Below are 18900 nucleotides of genomic sequence, written 5' to 3'. Positions count from 1 at the left end.
GTGGGCGTCAGTAGGCGAAGGCGAGGGGGCGGTCTTCGGAGTCGTCGTCGCTCGCCGGTGGCAGCTCCGGAGCGCCGGCCCGGGCGTACCGGACGAAAAGCCCGACCTCGACGACGGCGAGCACTCCGTAGAGCAGGGTGAGCACGATCAACGAAGTGGCGACCGACCCGGCTCCGACCGAGGGTGAGACGCTGTCCGCGGTCTTGAAGACGCCGAAGACCGTCCACGGCTGGCGGCCCATCTCGGTGAAGATCCAGCCGAACGAGTTGGCCGCCAGCGGCATGCCGATCGAGGTGATCGCGGCGAGCCACAGCCACCGGTTGGTGGGTGCCCGGCCGCGGCGGGTGGCCCAGAGCGCGGCGAGGGCCACGAGCATGGCGAGCCCACCGAAGCCGATCATGAGGCGGAACGACCAGTAGGTGACCGGCACATAGGGCGTGTAGTCGCCGGGTCCGTACTTCTCGGCGTACTCGGCCTGGAGGTTGTTGATGCCCTCGACCTCGCCGCCCGGGCTGCCGGTGGCCATGAACGACAGCAGCGACGGGATACGCACGCTTGCCATCTCCTCGCGCCCGTCGAGCGACCCGATCGTGAAAATCGAGAAGCTCGCCGGCTTGGACGTGTCGTACAGCGCTTCGGCCGCGGCCATCTTCATCGGCTGCTGCTCGGTCATGATGCGCGCCTGCAAGTCACCGGTGATCAGCACGCCGACCCCGGCGATCAGCACCACCCAGGCGCCGAGCTTGAGGCCCGGGCGGAACACGTCCTCCTGGTTGCGGCGCTTGAGGTGCCAGGCGCTCACCGCGAGCAGCACGGCCCCGGCGGTCAGGAAGCACGCCGTGATGGTGTGCGGGAAGGTGACCAGCGTCGTGGAGTTGGTCAGCACCGCCCAGATGCTGGTGAGCTCGGCCCGGCCCGATACGGGGTTCACGGTGTAACCGACCGGGTGCTGCATCCACGAATTGGCCGCCAGGATGAAGTACGCCGACAGCAGCGTGCCGATCGAGGCCAGCCAGATCGTGGCGAGGTGCAGGCGCTTCGGCAGGCGATCCCAGCCGAAGATCCACAGGCCGAGGAAGGTCGACTCGAGGAAGAAGGCGAGCAGCCCCTCGATCGCCAGCGGGGCTCCGAAGACGTCGCCGACGAAGCGCGAGTAGTCGCTCCAGTTCATGCCGAACTGGAACTCCTGCACGATGCCGGTGACCACGCCCATCGCGAAGTTGATCAGGAAGAGCTTGCCCCAGAACCTGGTGGCGCGCAGATAGTGCTCCTTGCCGGTCCGCACCCAGGCGGTCTGCAGGCCGGCTACCAGAGCGGACATGCCGATGGTGATCGGCACGAACAGGAAGTGGTAAACGGTGGTGATGCCGAACTGCCATCGGGCCAGATCGAGCGCGTCCACGAGCGGGTCCTTTCCACGGATGACACCGAGTCTGTTGATCGCTCCGCCCGGCGGTCAGGGCCGAAAGTCCCGTCCGGTCCCGACCGTGGTCCCGTCAGCCGTCGTAGGCGTCCCTCATCAACTGCTGCATGTCGTCGAGCATCGGCATCCGCGGGTTGGCCGGCGCGCACTGGTCCTCGTACGCGTTGAGGGCCTGCCGGGGCAGGGCGACGAGGAAGTCGCTCTCCTCGACGCCGAGCTTGGCGAACGACGGTTCGATACCGACCGCGTCGCGCAGCGTCTCGACGGCCCGGGCGAGGGACTCGACCGCCTCGGCCGGTGTGGCGGCGGGCAGCCCGAGCATCCGGGCGATGTCGGCGAAGCGTTCGGGCGCCCGGTAGCTCTCGTACTTGGGCCAGCCGGACAGCTTCGACGGCATCGAGCCGTTGTAGCGGATCACGTGCGGCAGCAGCACCGCGTTGGTGCGCCCATGGGCGATCTGGAAGGTGGCGCCCAGCGTGTGCGACATGGCGTGCACGATGCCCAGGAAGGCGCTGCCGAACGCCATCCCGGCGATTGTGCCGGCGTTGTGCATGTGCTCGCGCGCTCCCGCGTCCCCGGCCACGACGGACTGCTCGAGGTTCGCGAAGATCAGACGGATGGCATGCAGGGCGAGCCCGTCGGTGAAGTCGCCGGCGTAGACCGACACGTACGCCTCGATGGCGTGCGTCAGCGCGTCGAAGCCACTGTCGGCCGCGATTGCGCGAGGAAGGCTCGCGGCGAGTTCCGGGTCGACGATGGCGACGGTGGGGGTGAGCGCGTAGTCGGCCAGCGGATACTTCTTGCCGGTGACGTGGTCGGTGATGACCGCGAACGGCGTGACCTCCGCCCCGGTGCCCGAGGTCGTCGGAATGCACACCAGCTGCGCCTGCGCCCCCAGCGCCGGGAACGCGAACGCCCGCTTGCGGATGTCGAAGAACTTCTCCCGCATGTCGTCGAAGTCGACCTCGGGGTGCTCGTACTTCAGCCACATCACCTTGGCCGCGTCCATGGCCGAGCCGCCGCCGAGCGCGATGATCGTGTCCGGCCGGAACGAGCGCATCAGCGCCGCGCCCCGGTCCACGGTCGTCATCCGCGGCTCCGGTTCGACATCGTCGATGATCTGCAGGGTCACCCTGCCGGGGCGAGCCTGCAGCACCCGGTTGATCCGGTCGACGAAGCCGAGCCGGGTCATCGTCTCGTCGGTGACGACGGTGACCCGCTGGACGTCGGGCATGTCGGTGAGGTAACGGATCGCGTACGGCTCGAAGTAGATCTTCGAGGGGACCTTGAACCACTGGAGGTTGTTGGTCCGCCGGCCGATCCGCTTGACGTTGATGAGGTTGACCGCCGAGACGTTGTTCGACACCGAGTTGCCGCCGTAGCTGCCGCACCCGAGGGTGAGCGACGGGAGGAACGCGTTGTACATATCGCCGATGCCGCCTTGCGAGGCCGGCGAGTTCCAGATGATCCGGACGGCCTTCATCCGGCGGCCGAACTCCTTGACCAGGTCGTCGTCCTCGGTGTGGATGACGGCGCTGTGCCCGAGGCCGTGGAACTCCACCATCTGGGCGGCGTAACGCAGGCCCTCGTCGTGGGATCGGGCGCGCAGCACGGCAAGCACGGGGGCGAGCTTCTCGCGCGTCAGCGGCTCGATCGGACCCACCTCGCCCACCTCGGCGAGGATGATCGACGTCTGGGGCGGCACGGCGAAGCCCGCCTGCTCGGCGATCCAGGCCGCGGTCCGGCCCACGACATCGGGGTTGAGCCGGTCGCCGTCGCATCCGGTGCCCCCGGCCGCAACGCCGAAGATGAACTGTTCGAGCTGCGCCTTCTCGGCGGGCGTGGCGACGTACGCGTGCAGGTTGCCGAACTCGGCGAGCGCGTCGTCGTAGACGGTGTCATCGAGGATGACAGTCTGCTCGGAAGCGCAGACCATGCCGTTGTCGAACGACTTGGACAGCACGATGTCGTGCACGGCCCACTTGAGGTTCGCGCTCGCCTCCACGTACGCCGGAACGTTGCCCGCGCCCACGCCGAGCGCCGGTTTGCCGGCGGAGTAGGCCGCACGGACCATGCTGTTGCCGCCGGTGGCCAGGATCGTCGCGATGCCGGGGTGGTGCATGAGCGCGGTGGTCGTCTCAACCGACGGCTGCTCGATCCACTGGATGCAGTGCGCGGGCGCGCCCGCCGCCACAGCTGCGTCGCGCACCACTCGAGCCGCCTCGGCGCTGCACCGCTGCGCCGCCGGGTGGAAGGCGAAGGCCCTGGGCCACGAGACCGTCCACCGTTACGGCGGCAGTCATCACCTCTCCTCTCCCTGTCGCCGCGGTCACGCGACGCCGAAGAACATGCCCGCCGTCAGCGCCTCACGGTCGTCGTAGGCGAACTCGATCGTGGAGATCACGTCCACGACACCCGGGATGCGCCGGGTCAGACGGGTGGCGATGTCGACGGACGAGCCACGGTCGACCTTGCCGCTCAAGGTGACAACGCCGTGCACGACGGCAGCAATCACCTTCGCCGAGTCCTCGACGAGGAACTGGTTGATCACTTCGTTCTCGACGTCGGCCAGGATCTCGTCGTCCGGCCGCAGGTGCACCTTGAGCAGGTCGCCGCGGGACACGATGCCGATCAGGCGACCCAGGTCGTCGTTCACCGGCAGGCGTTTGACGTCCTCGGTGTCCATTTGGCGCGCCGCCGCGGCGATCGCGGTTCCGCTCAGGACGGTGACCGGGGGCCTGCTCATGAGGTCCGCCACCGTCCGCAAGCCCGCCTTGGCCCGCTCGCCGCGCCGGCGCCGGGACTCGAACAGCCGCGGTGTTCCGTCACCCTCATACTCGATCTTGCGCAGCAGGTCGGCCTCGGACACCACGCCCACTACGTGCTGGAAGGCATCGACGACGGGCACGGCGCTGAAACGGTGCCGGGTCAGCACATCGACGACGTCCCGATAGGTGGCAGCGCTGTCCACGGACACGACTGCTTCGGTCATCACGTCGTTCACGGTCCAGTTCTTCATGTCGTCCTCCTCGTTCGGTCTCAACCCGACGCTAGGACCGATCTGTGGACCAGGGCAGAACCGACGGTCCCGCCATAACGGGACCTTCGACCCCGTAGGCCGCGCCTTTCCCAGGGGCGTTGGGGCTGATCACGGAAGCCGTGAGCGGATCCGGCATCATCGACGTCGATGGCGGAACGAGCAAGGTCGGGCTTGTGCGCCGCACGCCCGCGGTGGCTTGTCGCGCGCTGCACAGAAGTTCGGCGAAGCTGCCGCTCCGGCCGATCCCGGCCACCATCAGACGACCACGCCGCAGCGCGCGTTCGATGGTGTACGCCCTCTCGAAGTCATTGACCACGAGACGCTCGACCGCCACGTCGGGGAACCGCGTGGTCCAGCGCGCCAACGTCTCGGCCAGGGCTTGCGCGGCAACCGCCCGTTCCTCGGCGTACGCGCCCGGTCGCACGGCCGGCGGGGTGCCGTCGGCAGCGCCCGGCCTGGCCCACATGTGCAGTGCGACAAGCGGGGCCTTCACCAGCGCGGCGCGCTCGAAGGCGAAGCCAAGCGTGGCGTCACTGTCCGGCCGGGCCGAGGTCGCCACCACGATCGGCCCCTCGGACGGCACCGCCCCGCGATAGATCAACAGCGGGCAGGCACTGTGGTACGCCAGATAGGCAGTGGTCGACCCCCAGGCCGGTCGGGTGTACGCCTCGTCGCGATGCCCCAGCACGAGTAGGCGAGCGTGGCCTGAGGCCTCGGTCAGCAGATTGGCGGCACCGCCGTCCAGGAGTTCGGTGCTCACTGGCACATGCGCCTGGATCAACCGGGCCCGGCCGGCCACCAGATTGAGGAGCCGTTGCGCGTCGGCGCGCGACGGCACGGTCCCTCGGCCGCGGTAGGCGCCGGTGTACCGGCCGGGCCAGACATGCACGATGATCAGCGGGACCTGATACCGGGCCGCTTCCGTCACCGCAACGTCGACCAGCGCCGGACAGATGCGCGAGCCGTTCACGCCGACCATGACCGGCCGGTTCCGGGGTGTCGAGACATCGCTGCGCATAGTCGCAAGTTAGGCGCCCGGCGGCGGCCCACGGCACAGGCGGTGGACACCATCTGCCGGGCCGTTCGGCCCTGACGTCCATGTCCGTGTCCGACCGCCGAGACGATGGCGGAACCATCAGCGACCGCCGTGGTGGCGCCGGCCTCCGGACAGCCGACAACGGGACCTTCGTCCCCTCCAGGTCGAGCCCATGGCCTCGGGACTCCCACCCGCGACCGGTGCAGGCTCAAGGTACAGACATCGATGAAGGAGGACACCATGACAACCATCGGCCGGGGTACCGCCACTCACCTGGAGCACGTCGAGGCCCCCGGCGCCATGCTCACCAAGACCGCCGCGCGGGCGCTTGCAGTGCTGCGCATCTCCACCGGCTTCGTCTTCCTGTGGGCATTCTTCGACAAGCTGTTCGGCTGGGGATTCGCCACCACCTCCGAGCGCGCCTGGATCAACGGCGGCTCACCCACCAAGGGCTTCCTGGCCAACGTCGAAGTCGGCCCGAGCTGGCTGCAGACGTTCTTCCACAACATCGCCGGCGACCCGTGGGCGAACTGGGCCTTCATGCTCGGCCTGCTGGCCATCGGCCTCGCCTTCACGCTGGGCATCGGCATGCGTCTGGCCGCCGGCGCCGGCGCACTCATGATGCTGCTCATGTGGGCCGCCGAATGGCCGCTCGACCGGACCACCGCCGCCGGTGAGCCCAGCGGATCGACCAACCCCGTCGTCGACTACCACATCATCTACGGCCTCGCCGGCGTCGTCCTGGCCCTGACCTACGCCGGCCACACCTGGGGCCTGGGCAAGTGGTGGGCCTCCCTGCCCCTCGTCCAGAAGAACCGCTGGCTCATCTGACGCCATGCGCACTCATCGACGGGACACCACCGTCCGGCCGCGCCCGCCGCGACCGGACGGTAGCGCGCCCCGCATCACCGTCGAGGACCTGACCAAGGCGTATGGGCGGGTGCGCGCCGTCGACGGGGTCAGCTTCACCGTCGGCGACGGTGAGATCTTCGCGTTGCTCGGCCCGAACGGCGCCGGCAAGACCACCACTGTGGAGATCCTGGAGGGCTACCGCACGCGGGACTCCGGCTCCGTCGACGTGCTGGGATTCGATCCATCGACCGGTGGTTCGGCCTACCGCGCACGGATCGGAGTCGTGCTCCAGTCCGCCGGGTTCGAGGAGGAGTTCACCGTTCGCGAGCTGGTCCGGCTGCAATGCGGGCTGTTCCCCCGCCGACACGACCCGGACGAGCTGATCGACCTGGTCGGCCTCGGCGACAAGCGGACGACGCGGGTGAAAGGCCTGTCCGGTGGCCAGCGACGCCGCCTCGACCTCGCGCTCGGCCTCGCAGGGGCCCCGGAGTTGCTCTTCCTGGACGAGCCGACCACCGGCTTCGACCCGGCAGCCCGGCACCACGCCTGGGACCTCGTGACACGGCTGCGTGAGCTGGGCACGACCATCCTGCTCACCACCCACTATCTCGAGGAGGCACAACGCCTCGCCGACCGGGTGGGCGTCCTTCGCGGAGGGCGGTTGCTGACGATCGGCACGCCGGACGAGCTGCGGGCGAAGAGCGGGCTGCCCACCCTGATCAGCTTCCGGCTGGCGTCGTCAGCCGACCTGCCGGCGACGAGCACTGCGCCGGAGATTCATGGGGACCATGTGCGGGTCGTCTCCCGCGACCCGGTGACGGACACCTGCCGGCTCACGCGGTGGGCGGAGGAGCACCGCATCCCGCTGCTCGACTTCGCCGTCGCGCCGCCGACGCTGGAGGACGCCTATCTCGCGCTGACCGAGGAGGCACCCGATGACTGACGTGATCGTCCGGCCGCCGAAGCCGGTGCCGGCGCTCACCGGTCACGCCGTCCGCGCCTTCCTCCGCAACCCGCCGGCCGCGTTCTTCACGCTGGCCTTTCCTCTCGCCTTCCTGATCATCGTGGGAGCGATCGTCGGTGACGCGACCACCGGAGAAGGTGCGCGGGTGACCCAGTTCCTCGTCGCGCCGTTCGCCGTCTTCGGTGTGGCGCAGGCATCCTTCACGATGGTCGCGGTCGACACGGCGGTACTGCGTGAGAGCGGCGTCCTGTTGCGCCTGCGCGCCGCACCCGTACCGGCCGGGGCCGTGCTCGCCGCGCGTCTGTGTGCCTCGGCCTTCGCGGCCGGCTCCGCCGTACTGCTGCTGGCGTTCGCGGGCGTGCTGGCGTACGACGTCGAGATCGTGTGGAACAAGCTTCCGGCGCTGCTGGTCACGCTGGCGCTCGGCGTCGCCTGTTGCGCCGCGCTGGGCGTCGCCCTGGCGTCGTCGGTCCGGACCGTGACGGCTACCCAGGCGCTGGCGCAAGGCATCCTCATCCCGCTGGCATTCGTCTCCGACGTCTTCATCGTGGATGCCGACCTGCCGCGGCCGCTGGAAATCATCGGATCTGCGCTGCCGCTCAAACACCTCGCCCTGGCGACAGCCGAGACCTTCCACCCCGGCGGAGGTGCCGGCTTCTCGCCCGGTCATCTGGCCGTGCTGGCCGCCTGGACAATCGCGGGCGTGCTCGTCGCGCGACGCAGGTACGGCTGGAGACCTCGCGGACTCGGTGCCGGGCCTGCCGTGGCGGAGACGACCGATCCGGTACGGACGCGCCTGTCGGCGCCTCAGGAGCGGCACCGTGATTCGCCGGTCGCCCTGCTCGGCGGCCAGATCTCGTACGCGCTGCTCGGCATGCGCCGTGACGTGCTCTCCGTGTTCTTCGCCGTGGTCTTCCCCGGCCTGCTCCTCGCCCTCTTTCCCACCGTGTTCGGCGACGCCCGGATATCCGGCCTGACCATGGCGCAATACCTGGTCGCGAGTCTGACCGCGTACACCGTGGCGGTCACGGCCTATGTCGACATGCCGGAGGGCCTGGCCGGTGCCCGTTCCGCCGGCGTGCTCAAGCGGCTTCTCGGCACTCCCCTGCCCTTCGGCGCGTACGTCGCGGGACGGATGTGCGCAGCCCTGCTCACCGCCCTGCTGAGCGGCGCGCTGCTCGGCGTGGTGGGCATCGGCTTCCTCGGCGTACGCATCGAGCCGGCCCGCCTGCCCGCGGTGCTCCTGACCGTTCTTCTCGGCTCGTTGTGCTTCTCCGCGCTGGGGCTGGCACTGGCCGCGCTCCTGCCGCGTGCGCGGTCGCTGGTCGCCGTCACGCTGGGAACGCTGCTGCCGCTCTGCTTCCTGTCGGACATCTTCGTGGTCGGTGACCAGCCACTGCCCCGTGCCGTCACCACCGTCGCCGACGTCTTCCCGCTGCGGCACCTGCTTCAAGCTCTGCTTGCCGCGACCCGGCCGGACGGGACAGGGAGCGGATTCGCCTGGGAACACCTTGCCGTGGTCGCCGCATGGGCACTGGTCGCGCTCGCCGTGGCGCGGCGCCGGCGAGCGGGGCTCATCTGATCCGTTGGGCCCCCGGCCCGGAGGGCTTCCGGCCCTGGAAAGCGCGGCCCCGCGGAGTTGTGCTGAAGGAAACCCCGGGAGGTGTCATGAACCGCTATCCCGTACGGGTCGAGGCAAGGCACGACGAGCCGCTGAGCCGATGGCTGTGGCTCGTGAAGTGGATCCTGCTCGTCCCGCACTATCTCGCTCTGCTGGTGCTCGCGACCGGCTCGGTGGTGCTCACCCTGGTGGCCTACCTGGCGGTGCTGTTCACCGGCCACTACCCCGCCCCGATCCGTGCGTACAACCTCGGTGTCCTGCGCTGGAGCTGGCGGGTCGGCTACTACGGCTACCAGGTGCTGGGCACCGACCGGTACCCGCCGTTCACCCTTGCCGACGTGCCCGACCACCCGGCACGCATGCGGCTGGACGATGGCGCTGACCCGCCGCCGCGCTGGCTGCCCCTGGTGGCGTGGCTGTTCGCCATTCCCCACATTCTGATCGTCGTCGCGCTCAACGGCTCCGTGACGTGGACACCGGCTGCCCCCATCGGGGTGGTCTCGGCCGCCCTGCTCATCGCCGGCATCGTCCTGCTGTTCACCGGCCGCTTCCCGCGCGGGCTCGCCGACCTACTCATCGGCATCGCCCGGTGGAACCTGCGCGTGCTGACGTACTTGACCCTGCTCACCCCGCGCTACCCGCCGTTCCGGCTGGACCAGGGCGGGACGGAGCCGGATGGCGGGCCGGACGACCTGCCGACTCGGGCTGTTCACCCGCATACCACGTCGACGGCAGGTTCGGTCGTGGCGCTGGTGGCCGGCGTGCTCCTGCTGGCCCCGGCGGCCGGCATCACCATCGGCGGCGGCATCCTGCTTGCCGTGGACGGCCGGCGCGACAGCGCCGGTTACGTGACCTCACCCGCGGTGTATCTGGCCAGCGGCACCTCAGCGATTACCGCGGAGAACCTGACCATCGTCGACGCCGATGCCTGGACCCGCAGCATCGCCGACGTCGGCGGGCTGCGGCTCAGCGCCGACTCCCCCACCGGACGCCCAGTGTTCATCGGCATCGCTCCGCAGCGATCGGTCGACGCCTGGCTCAGCGGGACCGCGCACGACCAAGTCACCAGCTTGAACGAAGAGACGCCGAACTACGACCGGGCCACCGGCGACGTCCGCGAGGTCACCGGCCCCGCCACGCAGACCTTCTGGCTCGCCTCTGCGACCGGGCCGGACGCGACGCTCGAGTGGAACGTGGTGGACGGCGAGTACGCCGTGGTCGTCGCCAACGCGGACGGATCTCCCGGCATCACCGCGGGCGTCCGGGGCGCGTTCCAGGTGCCGGCCCTGGGCGCCTGGGGGGCCGGCCTTCTGACCGTCGGGATCATCCTCGGCCTGCTGGCCATCGGCCTGATCGTGCTGGGCGGAGTGGGCCTCGGCCGCCGGCACAGCGACCCGCCGCCACCGGTCGGTCCGGCGCCCCAGCCCATTCCGCCGGTCACCGCCGGCGTCTGACCGCCGCGCCGTGTCCCGGCATCGTCCACGGTGCCGGGACACAGCCACTTGAGAGGTGCCACGATGATGACCCGGAAACGGTATGGCATCCAGGACTACAGCACGCGTGTCTCCTACCGGCCGCCGGCCAGTTGGTACCGGCGTCTGAGTAACCCTCTCGGCGTCGCGCTCACCTCGGGGCCGGCAGCCAACGAAGCGGCGCCGCCGCAACCGCGCCGGGCAGCCGCAGCGCGCACACCATGTTCGGCGGTCACACAATCAGCCTCCGGCGGATCGTCATTGCCTTCGGCGTCGAGCGGAGTCTGCACGAGCACAACAAACCCGGAGAGGTCACCCTCAGGTCCAGTGGCCGCATCCTCCTGGTCAGCCGTGTGGATGCTCCCCCAGCAGGCGGGTGGCGAGCACCGCTGCCTGTGTACGCCGCTCGAGGCCGAGCTTGGCCAGGAGGCTGGAGACGTAATTCTTGACCGTCTTCTCGGCCAGGAACATGCGGCCGGCGATCTCCCGGTTCGTCAGCCCTTCGGCGATGAACTCGAGGATCTTGCGCTCCTGATCGGTCAGCGAGGCGAGTTCGCGCGGCTGTTCCACGCCGTGCCGGATGCGCTCCAGCACCCGCTGGGTGACCGCCGGATCCAGCAGCGACTGGCCCGCCGCCACCCGGCGCACCGCGTCCAGCAGGTCGTTGCCGCGTATTTGCTTGAGCACGTAGCCGGAGGCGCCCGCCATGATCGCGGCGAACAGCGCCTCGTCATCTTCGTACGAGGTCAGGATCAGGCCTTTGATCGTCGAGTCCACTGCTCGGACATCGCGGCACACGTCGATGCCGTTGCCGTCGGGCAGCCGGGCGTCGAGGATCGCCACGTCGGGACGCAGCGCGGGGATGCGCGCGGTCGCCTCCTGGGCGAGACCAGACTCGCCGATCACCTCGATGTCGCCGTCGGCCTGCAGCAGGTCGACCAGGCCGCGACGCACCACTTCGTGGTCGTCCAGCAGAAAGACACGGATCATTTGTTCTTCTTACCGTGTCGGGCCGACCAGCCGTAGGGACCAAAGTCCCGAATGCGCAACCGCGGCGCCGACGGAACATCCGCAGCGGACCGCTCTGTTCGCGAGCCACCGCGAGCCCCTAGTCTGACCGTCATGGTGGAACGCACTTCGGGAGACGACCGGATCGATCCGCCTTCGCTCGGCCTCCGCCCCCTCTCCCGCGTACGGCTCGACGAGCTCCTGCAGGAGATGCTCGACCGGGTCGGCGAGGTGATGACCAGCCGGGAGCGACTGCGCGCCCTGCTGGACGCGGTCGTCGGCATCGGCACCGACCTCGATCTGCGCAGCACCCTGCAGCGCATCGTCGAGGCTGCCTGCGCGCTCGTCGGCGCCCGCTACGGCGCCCTCGGCGTGCTGGGCGCCGATCGCACCGACCTGTCCGACTTCATCACCCACGGCATCGACGCGGCCGCGCACGCGAAGATCGGGGATCTGCCGCACGGCCGCGGTGTGCTGGGCGTGCTGATCACCGACCCCAGTCCGGTGCGGCTGCCCGACATCACCCAGCATCCCGACTCGTACGGGTTCCCGCCGAATCACCCGCCGATGCACAGCTTCCTGGGCGTGCCGGTCCGCACTCGCGATCAGATCTTCGGCAACCTCTACCTCGCCGAGAAGCAGGGCGCCGACGAGTTCAGCCTGGACGACGAGGAGATCGTCATCGCGCTCGCCGCCGCGGCCGGCGTGGCGATCGACAACGCGCGCCTCTTCACCCTGGCCCAGCAGCGTGAACGCTGGCTCGCCGCCACCGCCGAGATCACCAGTGTGCTGCTCGGCACCGTCCACCGGACGGAGGCGCTCCGGCTGATCGCCCGTCGTGCGCGCGAAGTGTCCGGCGCCGAGCTGGTGCTCGTCATGCTGTACGACGACGCCGACGCCCGGTACACGATCGAAGTAGCCGACGGCGCCGACCCCTTGTGCGGCGAACTCACCGGCCGGATCGTCGCCGTGGACCCGGACGCCGCAGCCGGGTTCGGCCGGGAGAAGTTCCGAGCCGTTGAAAATCTTCGGGCCGTTGCCGAGTGGCCGGGGCCGGTGCCGGAGAGTCCGGCGATGACGGTGCCGCTCGCCGGCCCCGACACCCTGCACGGCGTGCTCATCGTCACCCAGCCCGCCGGCCAGCCGCCGAGTGACGAGGACGCCGCGCAACTGTCGACCTTCGCCGGGCAGGCGGCCCTGGCTCTCGAACGGGCCCGGGCCCAGGAAGAGCGGCAGCAGCTCGTCGTCCTCGAGGACCGCGAGCGCATCGCCCGCGACCTGCACGATGTTGTCATCCAGCGGCTGTTCGCCACCGGCATGCACCTGCAGGGCGCCGTGCATCAGGCCGGGAAACCCGAGGTCGCCAAGCGCATCAACGCCGCCGTCGACGACCTGGACGCCACCATCCGCGACATCCGCCGCTCGATCTTCGAATTGCGCACCCCCACCGGCCCGTCCCTGCGCTCGGAACTGAACGAGACGGTGGTCGCGGCGAGTGAGGCCCTCGGATTCCGGCCCGTCCTGGACACCTCCGGACCCGTGGACAGCGCCATTCCCGACGACATCAAGCCCGAACTGGTCGCTGTACTGCGCGAAGCACTGTCGAACATCGCCCGGCACGCCGGCGCCACCGACGCCCGGATCTCGCTCCGAGTGGCCGGGAGCGAGGTTGTTCTGCACGTGGAGGACGACGGCATCGGCTTCGACCCGGCCCGCGCCCGCGGTGGCGTCGTCAATATGGGCGAACGCGCTCACGACCTGGGCGGCAGCTTCGAGATCGGTGCCGCCCGCGAAGGCACCGGGACAATGCTCACCTGGCGGGTCCCGATCAGCGGCTGAAAACGGGACCTTCGACCCTGAACAGTCACCCGCAGTACGCGGCACGGTGGTGGGGAGACCGGACGACGGAGGTTCCCCACCATGACACCGCTCGAGCAGGCCGCCCGCGCAGCACAGCACGCGCCGTCGGTCTTCAACACCCAGCCGTGGAACTGGCGGCTCGCCGATGACGTCCTGGAGCTGTTCGCCGACCCACAACGCCGCGTCGACAGCATCGACCGTGACGGCCGGCTGCTGCTGCTGAGCTGCGGCGCCGCGTTGCACCACGCCCGCACCTACCTGGCCTCCGCCGGCTGGTCGGTGACCGTCGAGCGCCTGCCTGAACCGGCTCGGCCCCAGCTGCTGGCCCGCCTGCGCCTGGGCCGGCCGGTGCCACCCGATCCCGAGGCCGTCCGGATGGCCGCGGCGATCGCGCACCGGCGCACCGACCGGCGGGCGTTCGACGACCGGTCGGTGACCGACTTCGAGCTGACCAAGCTACGCCGCTTCGTCGAAGCCGAGGGCGCCTATCTGCACACCGTGCGCCCCGACCAGATCGCGATGCTCGCGATCTCCACCGACCTCGGCGCCGCGGCCGAACTGAACGATCCGGCCTACCGGGCCGAGCTGCACCGGTGGACCACCCGGCCCAGCCAGGCCGGCGACGGCGTGCCGCCGGCCACCGCGGTCAAGCCCGAGCTGCGCCGCGTGCCGGTACGTGACTTCTTCCCGGACGCCACAGCCACGCTCGGGGCCGGTGCGGCCCACGACCAAGGCGCCGCCTACGTCGTGCTGTTCGGTCCGGATGACGAGCCGATAGACCTGCTCCGGGGCGGCGAGGCGCTGTCCGCGCTGCTGCTGCTGGCCACCGCCGACGGGCTGGCCACCGCTCCGCTCAGCGATGCCGTCGAGGTCGAATGGCCCCGCCACCTGCTGCGCGGCCTGGTCTCGGACATCGGCGAGCCATACCTGGTCGTCCGCATGGGCTACCGCCACGACCGTCAGCCGGTTCCCGCCGCGCCGCGACGCGACCCGGCCGACGTCATCACCGTCACGAGGTAGGTGGCCGTCATGGGCGCCTCGATCGCAGCCGGCTTGGGCGGCGCAGGAGGAACCGAAGCGCTGGCCTGGGCCACCGAGCAGGCAGAGCGGACCGGCTGGCGGCTCGTTCTCGTGCACGTCTGCGTACCCGGCTCGCCGCTCGACGGGACGACGCGGGCCGGCATCGAGCTGATCGATCCCCCCACGCGCCCGTCCGAGCCGCCGTCGGCGCCAGGTTGCTGGTGTCGACGACAAACGACGCGGGGTGATCGGCCGGGTTCGTACCGGCGACGTTCCGCGACCGTGGCCGCGGAGGCTTCCTGCCCGGTCGCGGTCGTCCCGCTGGAGCAACACGAAGGAGACCCGCTGTGAACGGCTACGGCGAGGCGGAGTTGCAGCTGGCCGCGGAAGCGGGCATCCGCGCCCCCTCCATGCACAACAGTCAGCCCTGGCAGTTCCGGCTGCACGACGGCGCGATCGAGGTCCTCGCCGACCCGTCCCGGCAGCTCGCTGTCGCCGACTGGTCCGGCTGGGCTGCCCGCCTCGCGTGCGGCGCCGCCACCTACAACGCCCGCCTCGTCCTGGCCGTGCACGGCCGGCCCGCCGAGGTCCGCCTGCGTCCCGACGCGGCACAGCCGAGCCTCATCGCCCGGCTCGCCCCGGGACGCGAACGCCCACCGAGCTACGCCGAGCAGGACCTCTATGCCGCGATCCCGCGCCGGCACAGCAACCGGCAGCCGTTCTGGCCCGACCCGGTGCCGGCCGAAGCCCGGGTCCGCCTGATCGAAGCGGCCACCAGCGAATCGGCCTGGCTTGACCTGCTCGTCGGCATGACCGCCCTCACCGGCTTCGCCGAGATCGCCGGCAGCGCCGACCGGGTCCTGCGCCGCGACGGCCGCTACCAGGCTGAACTCATTGGCTGGACGCACGCCGGCCAGGCGCCGGACGGCGTACCCGTCACCGCCGGAGCACCGCTGGCCGAACCGCAGGACCTACTCCCCCAGAGGACCTTCGGTGACCGACGCCGCGCGCCCGGCCGCGACTACGAGCCGGAGCCGCTCATCGGCATTCTCGGCGTGCCCGGCGACTGGGCAGCCGACCAGATCACCGCGGGCCAAGCGCTGCAGAAGGTGCTGCTCACCGCGACCGACGCCGGCTTGTCGGTCTCGATGATCTCCCAGCCGATCGAGGTGCCGGCCGCCCGCGACCAGCTGCGCCGATCACTCGGTCGCACAGGCTACCCGCAACTGGCACTGAGGATCGGCTACGGCACCCCCAGCACCGCCACGCCGCGACGGTCGGTCACCGACGTCCTGCTCCCGCGGACCAGCGAGGAAAGCGATTCCTGAAGTCGACGACGGTCGAAGCAGGTTGACCAGCACACCCTCGCGGCTTCCGGGCTCGCCGGTCGGCGACGGGTCGCGGCGGTCGTCCTGCTCAGTCTCGAACGTAGTGCTTTCAGGCTCAGTACGGGGCCAGACGAAGCAGACGCACGAGGCGAACAGTGCCACGGTCAGAATCAGCAGGAGGACCATCTCGGCTACTTCCGCTTCATGCTTACCCATCGAAGCTCCGCCTTCAAGTACACAAGGTCCATCGGTCAACGCGACCGGGAGCGAGATCGGTGGATCGCACTCCCGTCGCATTGGTCTCCTCAGTGCTTGCCGCGTACAACGACCACGGGGCAGTGTGCATGGTGGACGCAGTGTTGGCCTTCGCCATCCTCCTGCCCACGGTGCTGCTGACAATCGGTCTCCTCATCGCAGGGATGCAGCGGGGACCATCCGAACCAGCGCCGGCCGACCCGATCCGGGGCCCGGAACGAATGCTCGCCGAGCGGCTCGCCGGAGGCGAGATCGACATCGAGGAGTACGAGCGGCGCCTGCACGTATTGCCCGCCGCTCAACGCTGATCCGGGTCCCTCCCACGCGGGACTTTCGGCCCTGCCGTGCGGGTCCTCGGTGCCGGAATGTGGAGATGAGATCGATCGGAGGATCAGCGTGGAGAACACTGTCGTCGGTACCACCCCGGCCGGACTCACCACTGCGGAGGCGACCGAACGACTGGTGACAGACGGTCCCAACATGGTCGCGCCGCCGGCACCGCGCCGTCTGGCCGGCCGGATCGGTCGTCAGCTCGCCGACCCGCTGGTGGCCCTGCTGCTGGCCGCGGCTGTGGTCACCACGATCCTCGGTGACGTCCCGGACACCGCCGTCATCGTCCTCGTCGTCACGATCAACACGCTGATCGGTGTGCTGCAGGAAATCCGGGCGGACGCCGCCATCGCGGCGCTCGACCGGCTCGCCGCACCCACGGCGCGGGTCGTCCGTGACGGTCACGACGTGGTCTTGCCGGCCGCGGAGCTGGTGCGCGACGACCTCGTGCGCCTCGAGGCCGGCGATGTCGTCCCGGCCGACCTGCGGCTGACCGAAGTGCAGCGGGCCGCGTTCGACGAGTCGGCACTGACCGGTGAATCCGTGGCCGTGCACCGCGCTACCGGCGAGGTCGCCGGATCCGGCACGGTGCTCACCTCCGGCCGCGCCGCCGGTCTGGTCACGCACACCGGCGACGCGAGCTCTCTCGGCCGGATCGCCGCCCTCGTCTCCCGTACCAAGCCCGCACCGACGCCGCTGCAGCGGCGCATCGCGAGCCTGGGCCGCATCCTCGGTCTCACGGCGATCGCCGTGTCCGCCGTTGTCTTCGCCGCCGGGTTGCTCGCCGGCCAGCCCGTGGCCCGCATGGCCATCACCGCGGTCAGCCTCGTCGTGGCCGCCGTGCCGGAGAGCCTGCCGGCCGTGGTGACGCTCGCCTTGGCGTTGGGCGCCCGCCGGATGGCTCGCACGAAGGCGATCCCCCGCCGACTGCACGCGGTCGAAACGCTCGGCTCAGTCACCGTCATCGCGTCCGACAAGACCGGCACACTGACCCAGAACCGCATGTCGGTACAACTGGCTGTCACCGCGGACAGCGACCGGTACACGGTCTCAGGCATTGGTTACGCGCCGGAAGGCGACATTCGGCCGGCCGGGGAAACGCCGGATTCGCTGCTCCTGCTCGCCCGCGCCGGACTGCTCTGCAACGACGCGGATCTGATCGCACCCCGCGGCGAGCACACCGAGTGGACCGCTGCGGGGGATCCGATGGAAGCAGCGCTGGTCGCCTTCGCAGCCCGGTGTGGTCTCGACACCACCGGCGAACGCTCCGCCCTGCCCCGCGTAGCCGAACAGCCCTTCGACCAGGCAACCCGCCGGATGACGACCGTGCACCGGCAGCACGACGGCAGCTACCTCATCGTGCGCAAGGGCGCGCCGGAGAACGTGCTGGATCCGCGGGCGGATGCAACCCTGCTGGGTGCAGCCGCCGAGCTGGCCGCCGACGGCCTCCGTGTGCTGGCCATCGCCACGGCGATCACCGCCACGCAGCCGGACCCGGCGAACCCTCCCCCACTGCGGGCCGGCGGGTTGGTCGGTATCGGGGATCCGCTGCGCCCGAGCGCCCGGCAGACCGCCGCGGCGTTCGAGGCCTCCGGCGTACGCCTGCTGTTGATCACCGGTGACCACCCGGCCACCGCCGCCGCCATCGGCACCCAGCTCGGCATTCTCGAGTCTGGTGACCGCGTCGCCGTGGGTGACGCCGGACCGCCGACTGATCACGACATCGAGCACGCCCGGGTGTACGCCCGTACCCAGCCCGAACAGAAGCTCGACATCATCGCCGCGCTGCAGCGACGCGGCGAAGTCGTCGCCATGACGGGCGACGGGGTCAACGATGCGCCCGCGCTGCGCCGCGCCGACATCGGCGTCGCCATGGGCAGTGGCACCGAGGTCGCCCGGCAGGCCGCCGAACTGGTTCTGGTCGACGACAACCTGGGCACCGTGGCCGACGCCATCGGCGAAGGGCGCCGCATCTACGACAACATCCGCCGGTTCCTGCGCTACGCGCTCTCCGGTGGAATCGCCGAGCTGATGGTCATGCTCGCCGGACCGCTGCTGGGCATGCCGCTGGCCCTGCTGCCGGCGCAACTGCTCTGGATCAACCTGCTCACGCACGGCATCCCCGGTGTGGCTCTGGGCGCCGAACCGGCCGACGCCGACGTCCTGAAGCGCAAGCCCCGCTCACCGCAGGAGTCGGTGCTCGGCGATGGGCTGCTCACCAGCGTGCTGGCCGGCGGTCTGTGCCTGGCGACGGTCGTCCTGACCGCCGGGGTCGTCGCCGGCCGGATGGACCTGCCGTGGCAGTCGGTCATGTTCGTCGTGCTGGGGCTCGCCCAGCTCGGGGTCGCCCTCGCGGTACGGGCCAAGGCGGCACCCGGCGTCCCGCGCAACTGGTCGCTGCCCGCCGCCGTCGCGGTTTCCGGGCTCCTGCAGGTCGCCGGCGTCCTGCTGCCACCGTTGCGGACGCTGCTCGGCACCGAAACGTTAAGCGTTCCCGTTCTGCTGGCGTGCGCCGCCGTCGCGGTGATCCCGGGGCTTGCCCTGCGCCTGGTCCGCCGCTGACCGAAGGGACCTCCGGCCCGTCACGAGAGGACCTGCCGCCCTGCCCCGGCGCATCGACGAGTCCGACGATGAAGGAGAGACCGAGAGGGGTACGGCCATGAACACCGAGCCCGTCGTCGTCGCCACCGA

At 70.3% G+C, this 18900-nt stretch carries 13 protein-coding genes and 1 pseudogene; 9 read left to right on the top strand and 5 right to left on the bottom strand.

Features of this window, described 5'->3' with window-relative positions; translation table 11 throughout:
* Positions 1–7: 7 nt before the first annotated feature.
* From KXC43_RS36325 to KXC43_RS36310, 4 genes and pseudogenes are all read right to left on the bottom strand, one after another.
* Positions 8–1402 (bottom strand): cytochrome ubiquinol oxidase subunit I, encoded by a 1395-nt coding sequence (locus KXC43_RS36325; RefSeq protein ID WP_221380747.1) that lies wholly within the window; start codon positions 1400–1402, stop codon positions 8–10.
* A 94-nt stretch (positions 1403–1496) separates the two neighbouring features.
* Positions 1497–3671: pseudogene (gene adhE / locus KXC43_RS36320) on the bottom strand (bifunctional acetaldehyde-CoA/alcohol dehydrogenase); the annotation flags it as partial.
* 81 nt (positions 3672–3752) lie between these two features.
* Entirely contained in the window at positions 3753–4442 is a 690-nt protein-coding gene (locus KXC43_RS36315) for a CBS domain-containing protein (protein WP_221380746.1), read from the bottom strand.
* 31 nt (positions 4443–4473) lie between these two features.
* Entirely contained in the window at positions 4474–5481 is a 1008-nt protein-coding gene (locus tag KXC43_RS36310) for a universal stress protein (RefSeq protein WP_221380745.1), read from the bottom strand.
* 258 nt (positions 5482–5739) lie between these two features.
* Between KXC43_RS36310 and KXC43_RS36305 the strand changes: the two genes are divergently transcribed.
* From KXC43_RS36305 to KXC43_RS36290, 4 genes are all read left to right on the top strand, one after another.
* Positions 5740–6330, top strand: coding sequence for a DoxX family membrane protein (locus tag KXC43_RS36305; RefSeq protein ID WP_221380744.1), 591 nt, complete (start codon positions 5740–5742; stop codon positions 6328–6330).
* A 4-nt stretch (positions 6331–6334) separates the two neighbouring features.
* Positions 6335–7294 (top strand): ABC transporter ATP-binding protein, encoded by a 960-nt coding sequence (locus KXC43_RS36300; protein WP_221380743.1) that lies wholly within the window; start codon positions 6335–6337, stop codon positions 7292–7294.
* On the top strand, positions 7287–8897 hold the full coding sequence (locus KXC43_RS36295; RefSeq protein WP_221380742.1) for an ABC transporter permease: 1611 nt from the start codon (positions 7287–7289) through the stop codon (positions 8895–8897). Before KXC43_RS36300 ends, KXC43_RS36295 begins: the two co-directional genes overlap by 8 nt.
* An 86-nt stretch (positions 8898–8983) precedes the next feature.
* Positions 8984–10390: a DUF4389 domain-containing protein gene (locus KXC43_RS36290; RefSeq protein WP_221380741.1), complete on the top strand. Its 1407-nt coding sequence runs from the start codon at positions 8984–8986 to the stop codon at positions 10388–10390.
* Between the two features lie 363 nt (positions 10391–10753).
* On the opposite strand, the gene KXC43_RS36285 is transcribed toward KXC43_RS36290, so the two are convergent.
* Positions 10754–11398, bottom strand: a complete 645-nt coding sequence (locus KXC43_RS36285; protein WP_221380740.1) for a response regulator — start codon at positions 11396–11398, stop codon at positions 10754–10756.
* 132 nt (positions 11399–11530) lie between these two features.
* Here KXC43_RS36285 and KXC43_RS36280 point away from each other — a divergent pair, with 132 nt between their 5' ends.
* The 5 genes from KXC43_RS36280 to KXC43_RS36260 all read left to right on the top strand — a co-directional run bounded on the left by KXC43_RS36280 (position 11531) and on the right by KXC43_RS36260 (position 18771).
* The gene (locus KXC43_RS36280; RefSeq protein WP_221380739.1) at positions 11531–13255 is read left to right on the top strand and encodes a GAF domain-containing sensor histidine kinase; all 1725 of its coding nucleotides are present in this window, start codon (positions 11531–11533) and stop codon (positions 13253–13255) included.
* An 81-nt stretch (positions 13256–13336) separates the two neighbouring features.
* Entirely contained in the window at positions 13337–14296 is a 960-nt protein-coding gene (locus KXC43_RS36275) for an Acg family FMN-binding oxidoreductase (protein ID WP_221380738.1), read from the top strand.
* 347 nt (positions 14297–14643) lie between these two features.
* On the top strand, positions 14644–15624 hold the full coding sequence (locus KXC43_RS36270) for an Acg family FMN-binding oxidoreductase (protein WP_221380737.1): 981 nt from the start codon (positions 14644–14646) through the stop codon (positions 15622–15624).
* 344 nt (positions 15625–15968) lie between these two features.
* Positions 15969–16187: an SHOCT domain-containing protein gene (locus KXC43_RS36265; RefSeq protein WP_221380736.1), complete on the top strand. Its 219-nt coding sequence runs from the start codon at positions 15969–15971 to the stop codon at positions 16185–16187.
* An 88-nt stretch (positions 16188–16275) separates the two neighbouring features.
* The gene (locus KXC43_RS36260) at positions 16276–18771 is read left to right on the top strand and encodes a cation-translocating P-type ATPase (protein WP_308129420.1); all 2496 of its coding nucleotides are present in this window, start codon (positions 16276–16278) and stop codon (positions 18769–18771) included.
* Positions 18772–18900: the final 129 nt, after the last annotated feature.

Source organism: Paractinoplanes polyasparticus, assembly GCF_019710575.1.
Taxonomy (GTDB): Bacteria; Actinomycetota; Actinomycetes; order Mycobacteriales; family Micromonosporaceae; genus Actinoplanes; species Actinoplanes polyasparticus.
Note: the sequence above shows the minus strand (reverse complement) of the source record. Positions and strands in the feature narration are given on the sequence as shown.

Bases quoted from the DNA above. Each gene is read 5' to 3' on its own strand.
- KXC43_RS36295 (WP_221380742.1), top strand. From the start codon at position 7,287: ATGACTGACGTGATCGTCCGGCCGCCGAAGCCGGTGCCGGCGCTCACC.
- KXC43_RS36290 (WP_221380741.1), top strand. From the start codon at position 8,984: ATGAACCGCTATCCCGTACGGGTCGAGGCAAGGCACGACGAGCCGCTG.
- KXC43_RS36305 (WP_221380744.1), top strand. From the start codon at position 5,740: ATGACAACCATCGGCCGGGGTACCGCCACTCACCTGGAGCACGTCGAG.
- KXC43_RS36310 (WP_221380745.1), bottom strand. From the start codon at position 5,481: ATGCGCAGCGATGTCTCGACACCCCGGAACCGGCCGGTCATGGTCGGC.
- KXC43_RS36275 (WP_221380738.1), top strand. From the start codon at position 13,337: ATGACACCGCTCGAGCAGGCCGCCCGCGCAGCACAGCACGCGCCGTCG.
- KXC43_RS36285 (WP_221380740.1), bottom strand. From the start codon at position 11,398: ATGATCCGTGTCTTTCTGCTGGACGACCACGAAGTGGTGCGTCGCGGC.
- KXC43_RS36280 (WP_221380739.1), top strand. From the start codon at position 11,531: ATGGTGGAACGCACTTCGGGAGACGACCGGATCGATCCGCCTTCGCTC.
- KXC43_RS36315 (WP_221380746.1), bottom strand. From the start codon at position 4,442: ATGAAGAACTGGACCGTGAACGACGTGATGACCGAAGCAGTCGTGTCC.
- KXC43_RS36265 (WP_221380736.1), top strand. From the start codon at position 15,969: ATGGTGGACGCAGTGTTGGCCTTCGCCATCCTCCTGCCCACGGTGCTG.
- KXC43_RS36300 (WP_221380743.1), top strand. From the start codon at position 6,335: ATGCGCACTCATCGACGGGACACCACCGTCCGGCCGCGCCCGCCGCGA.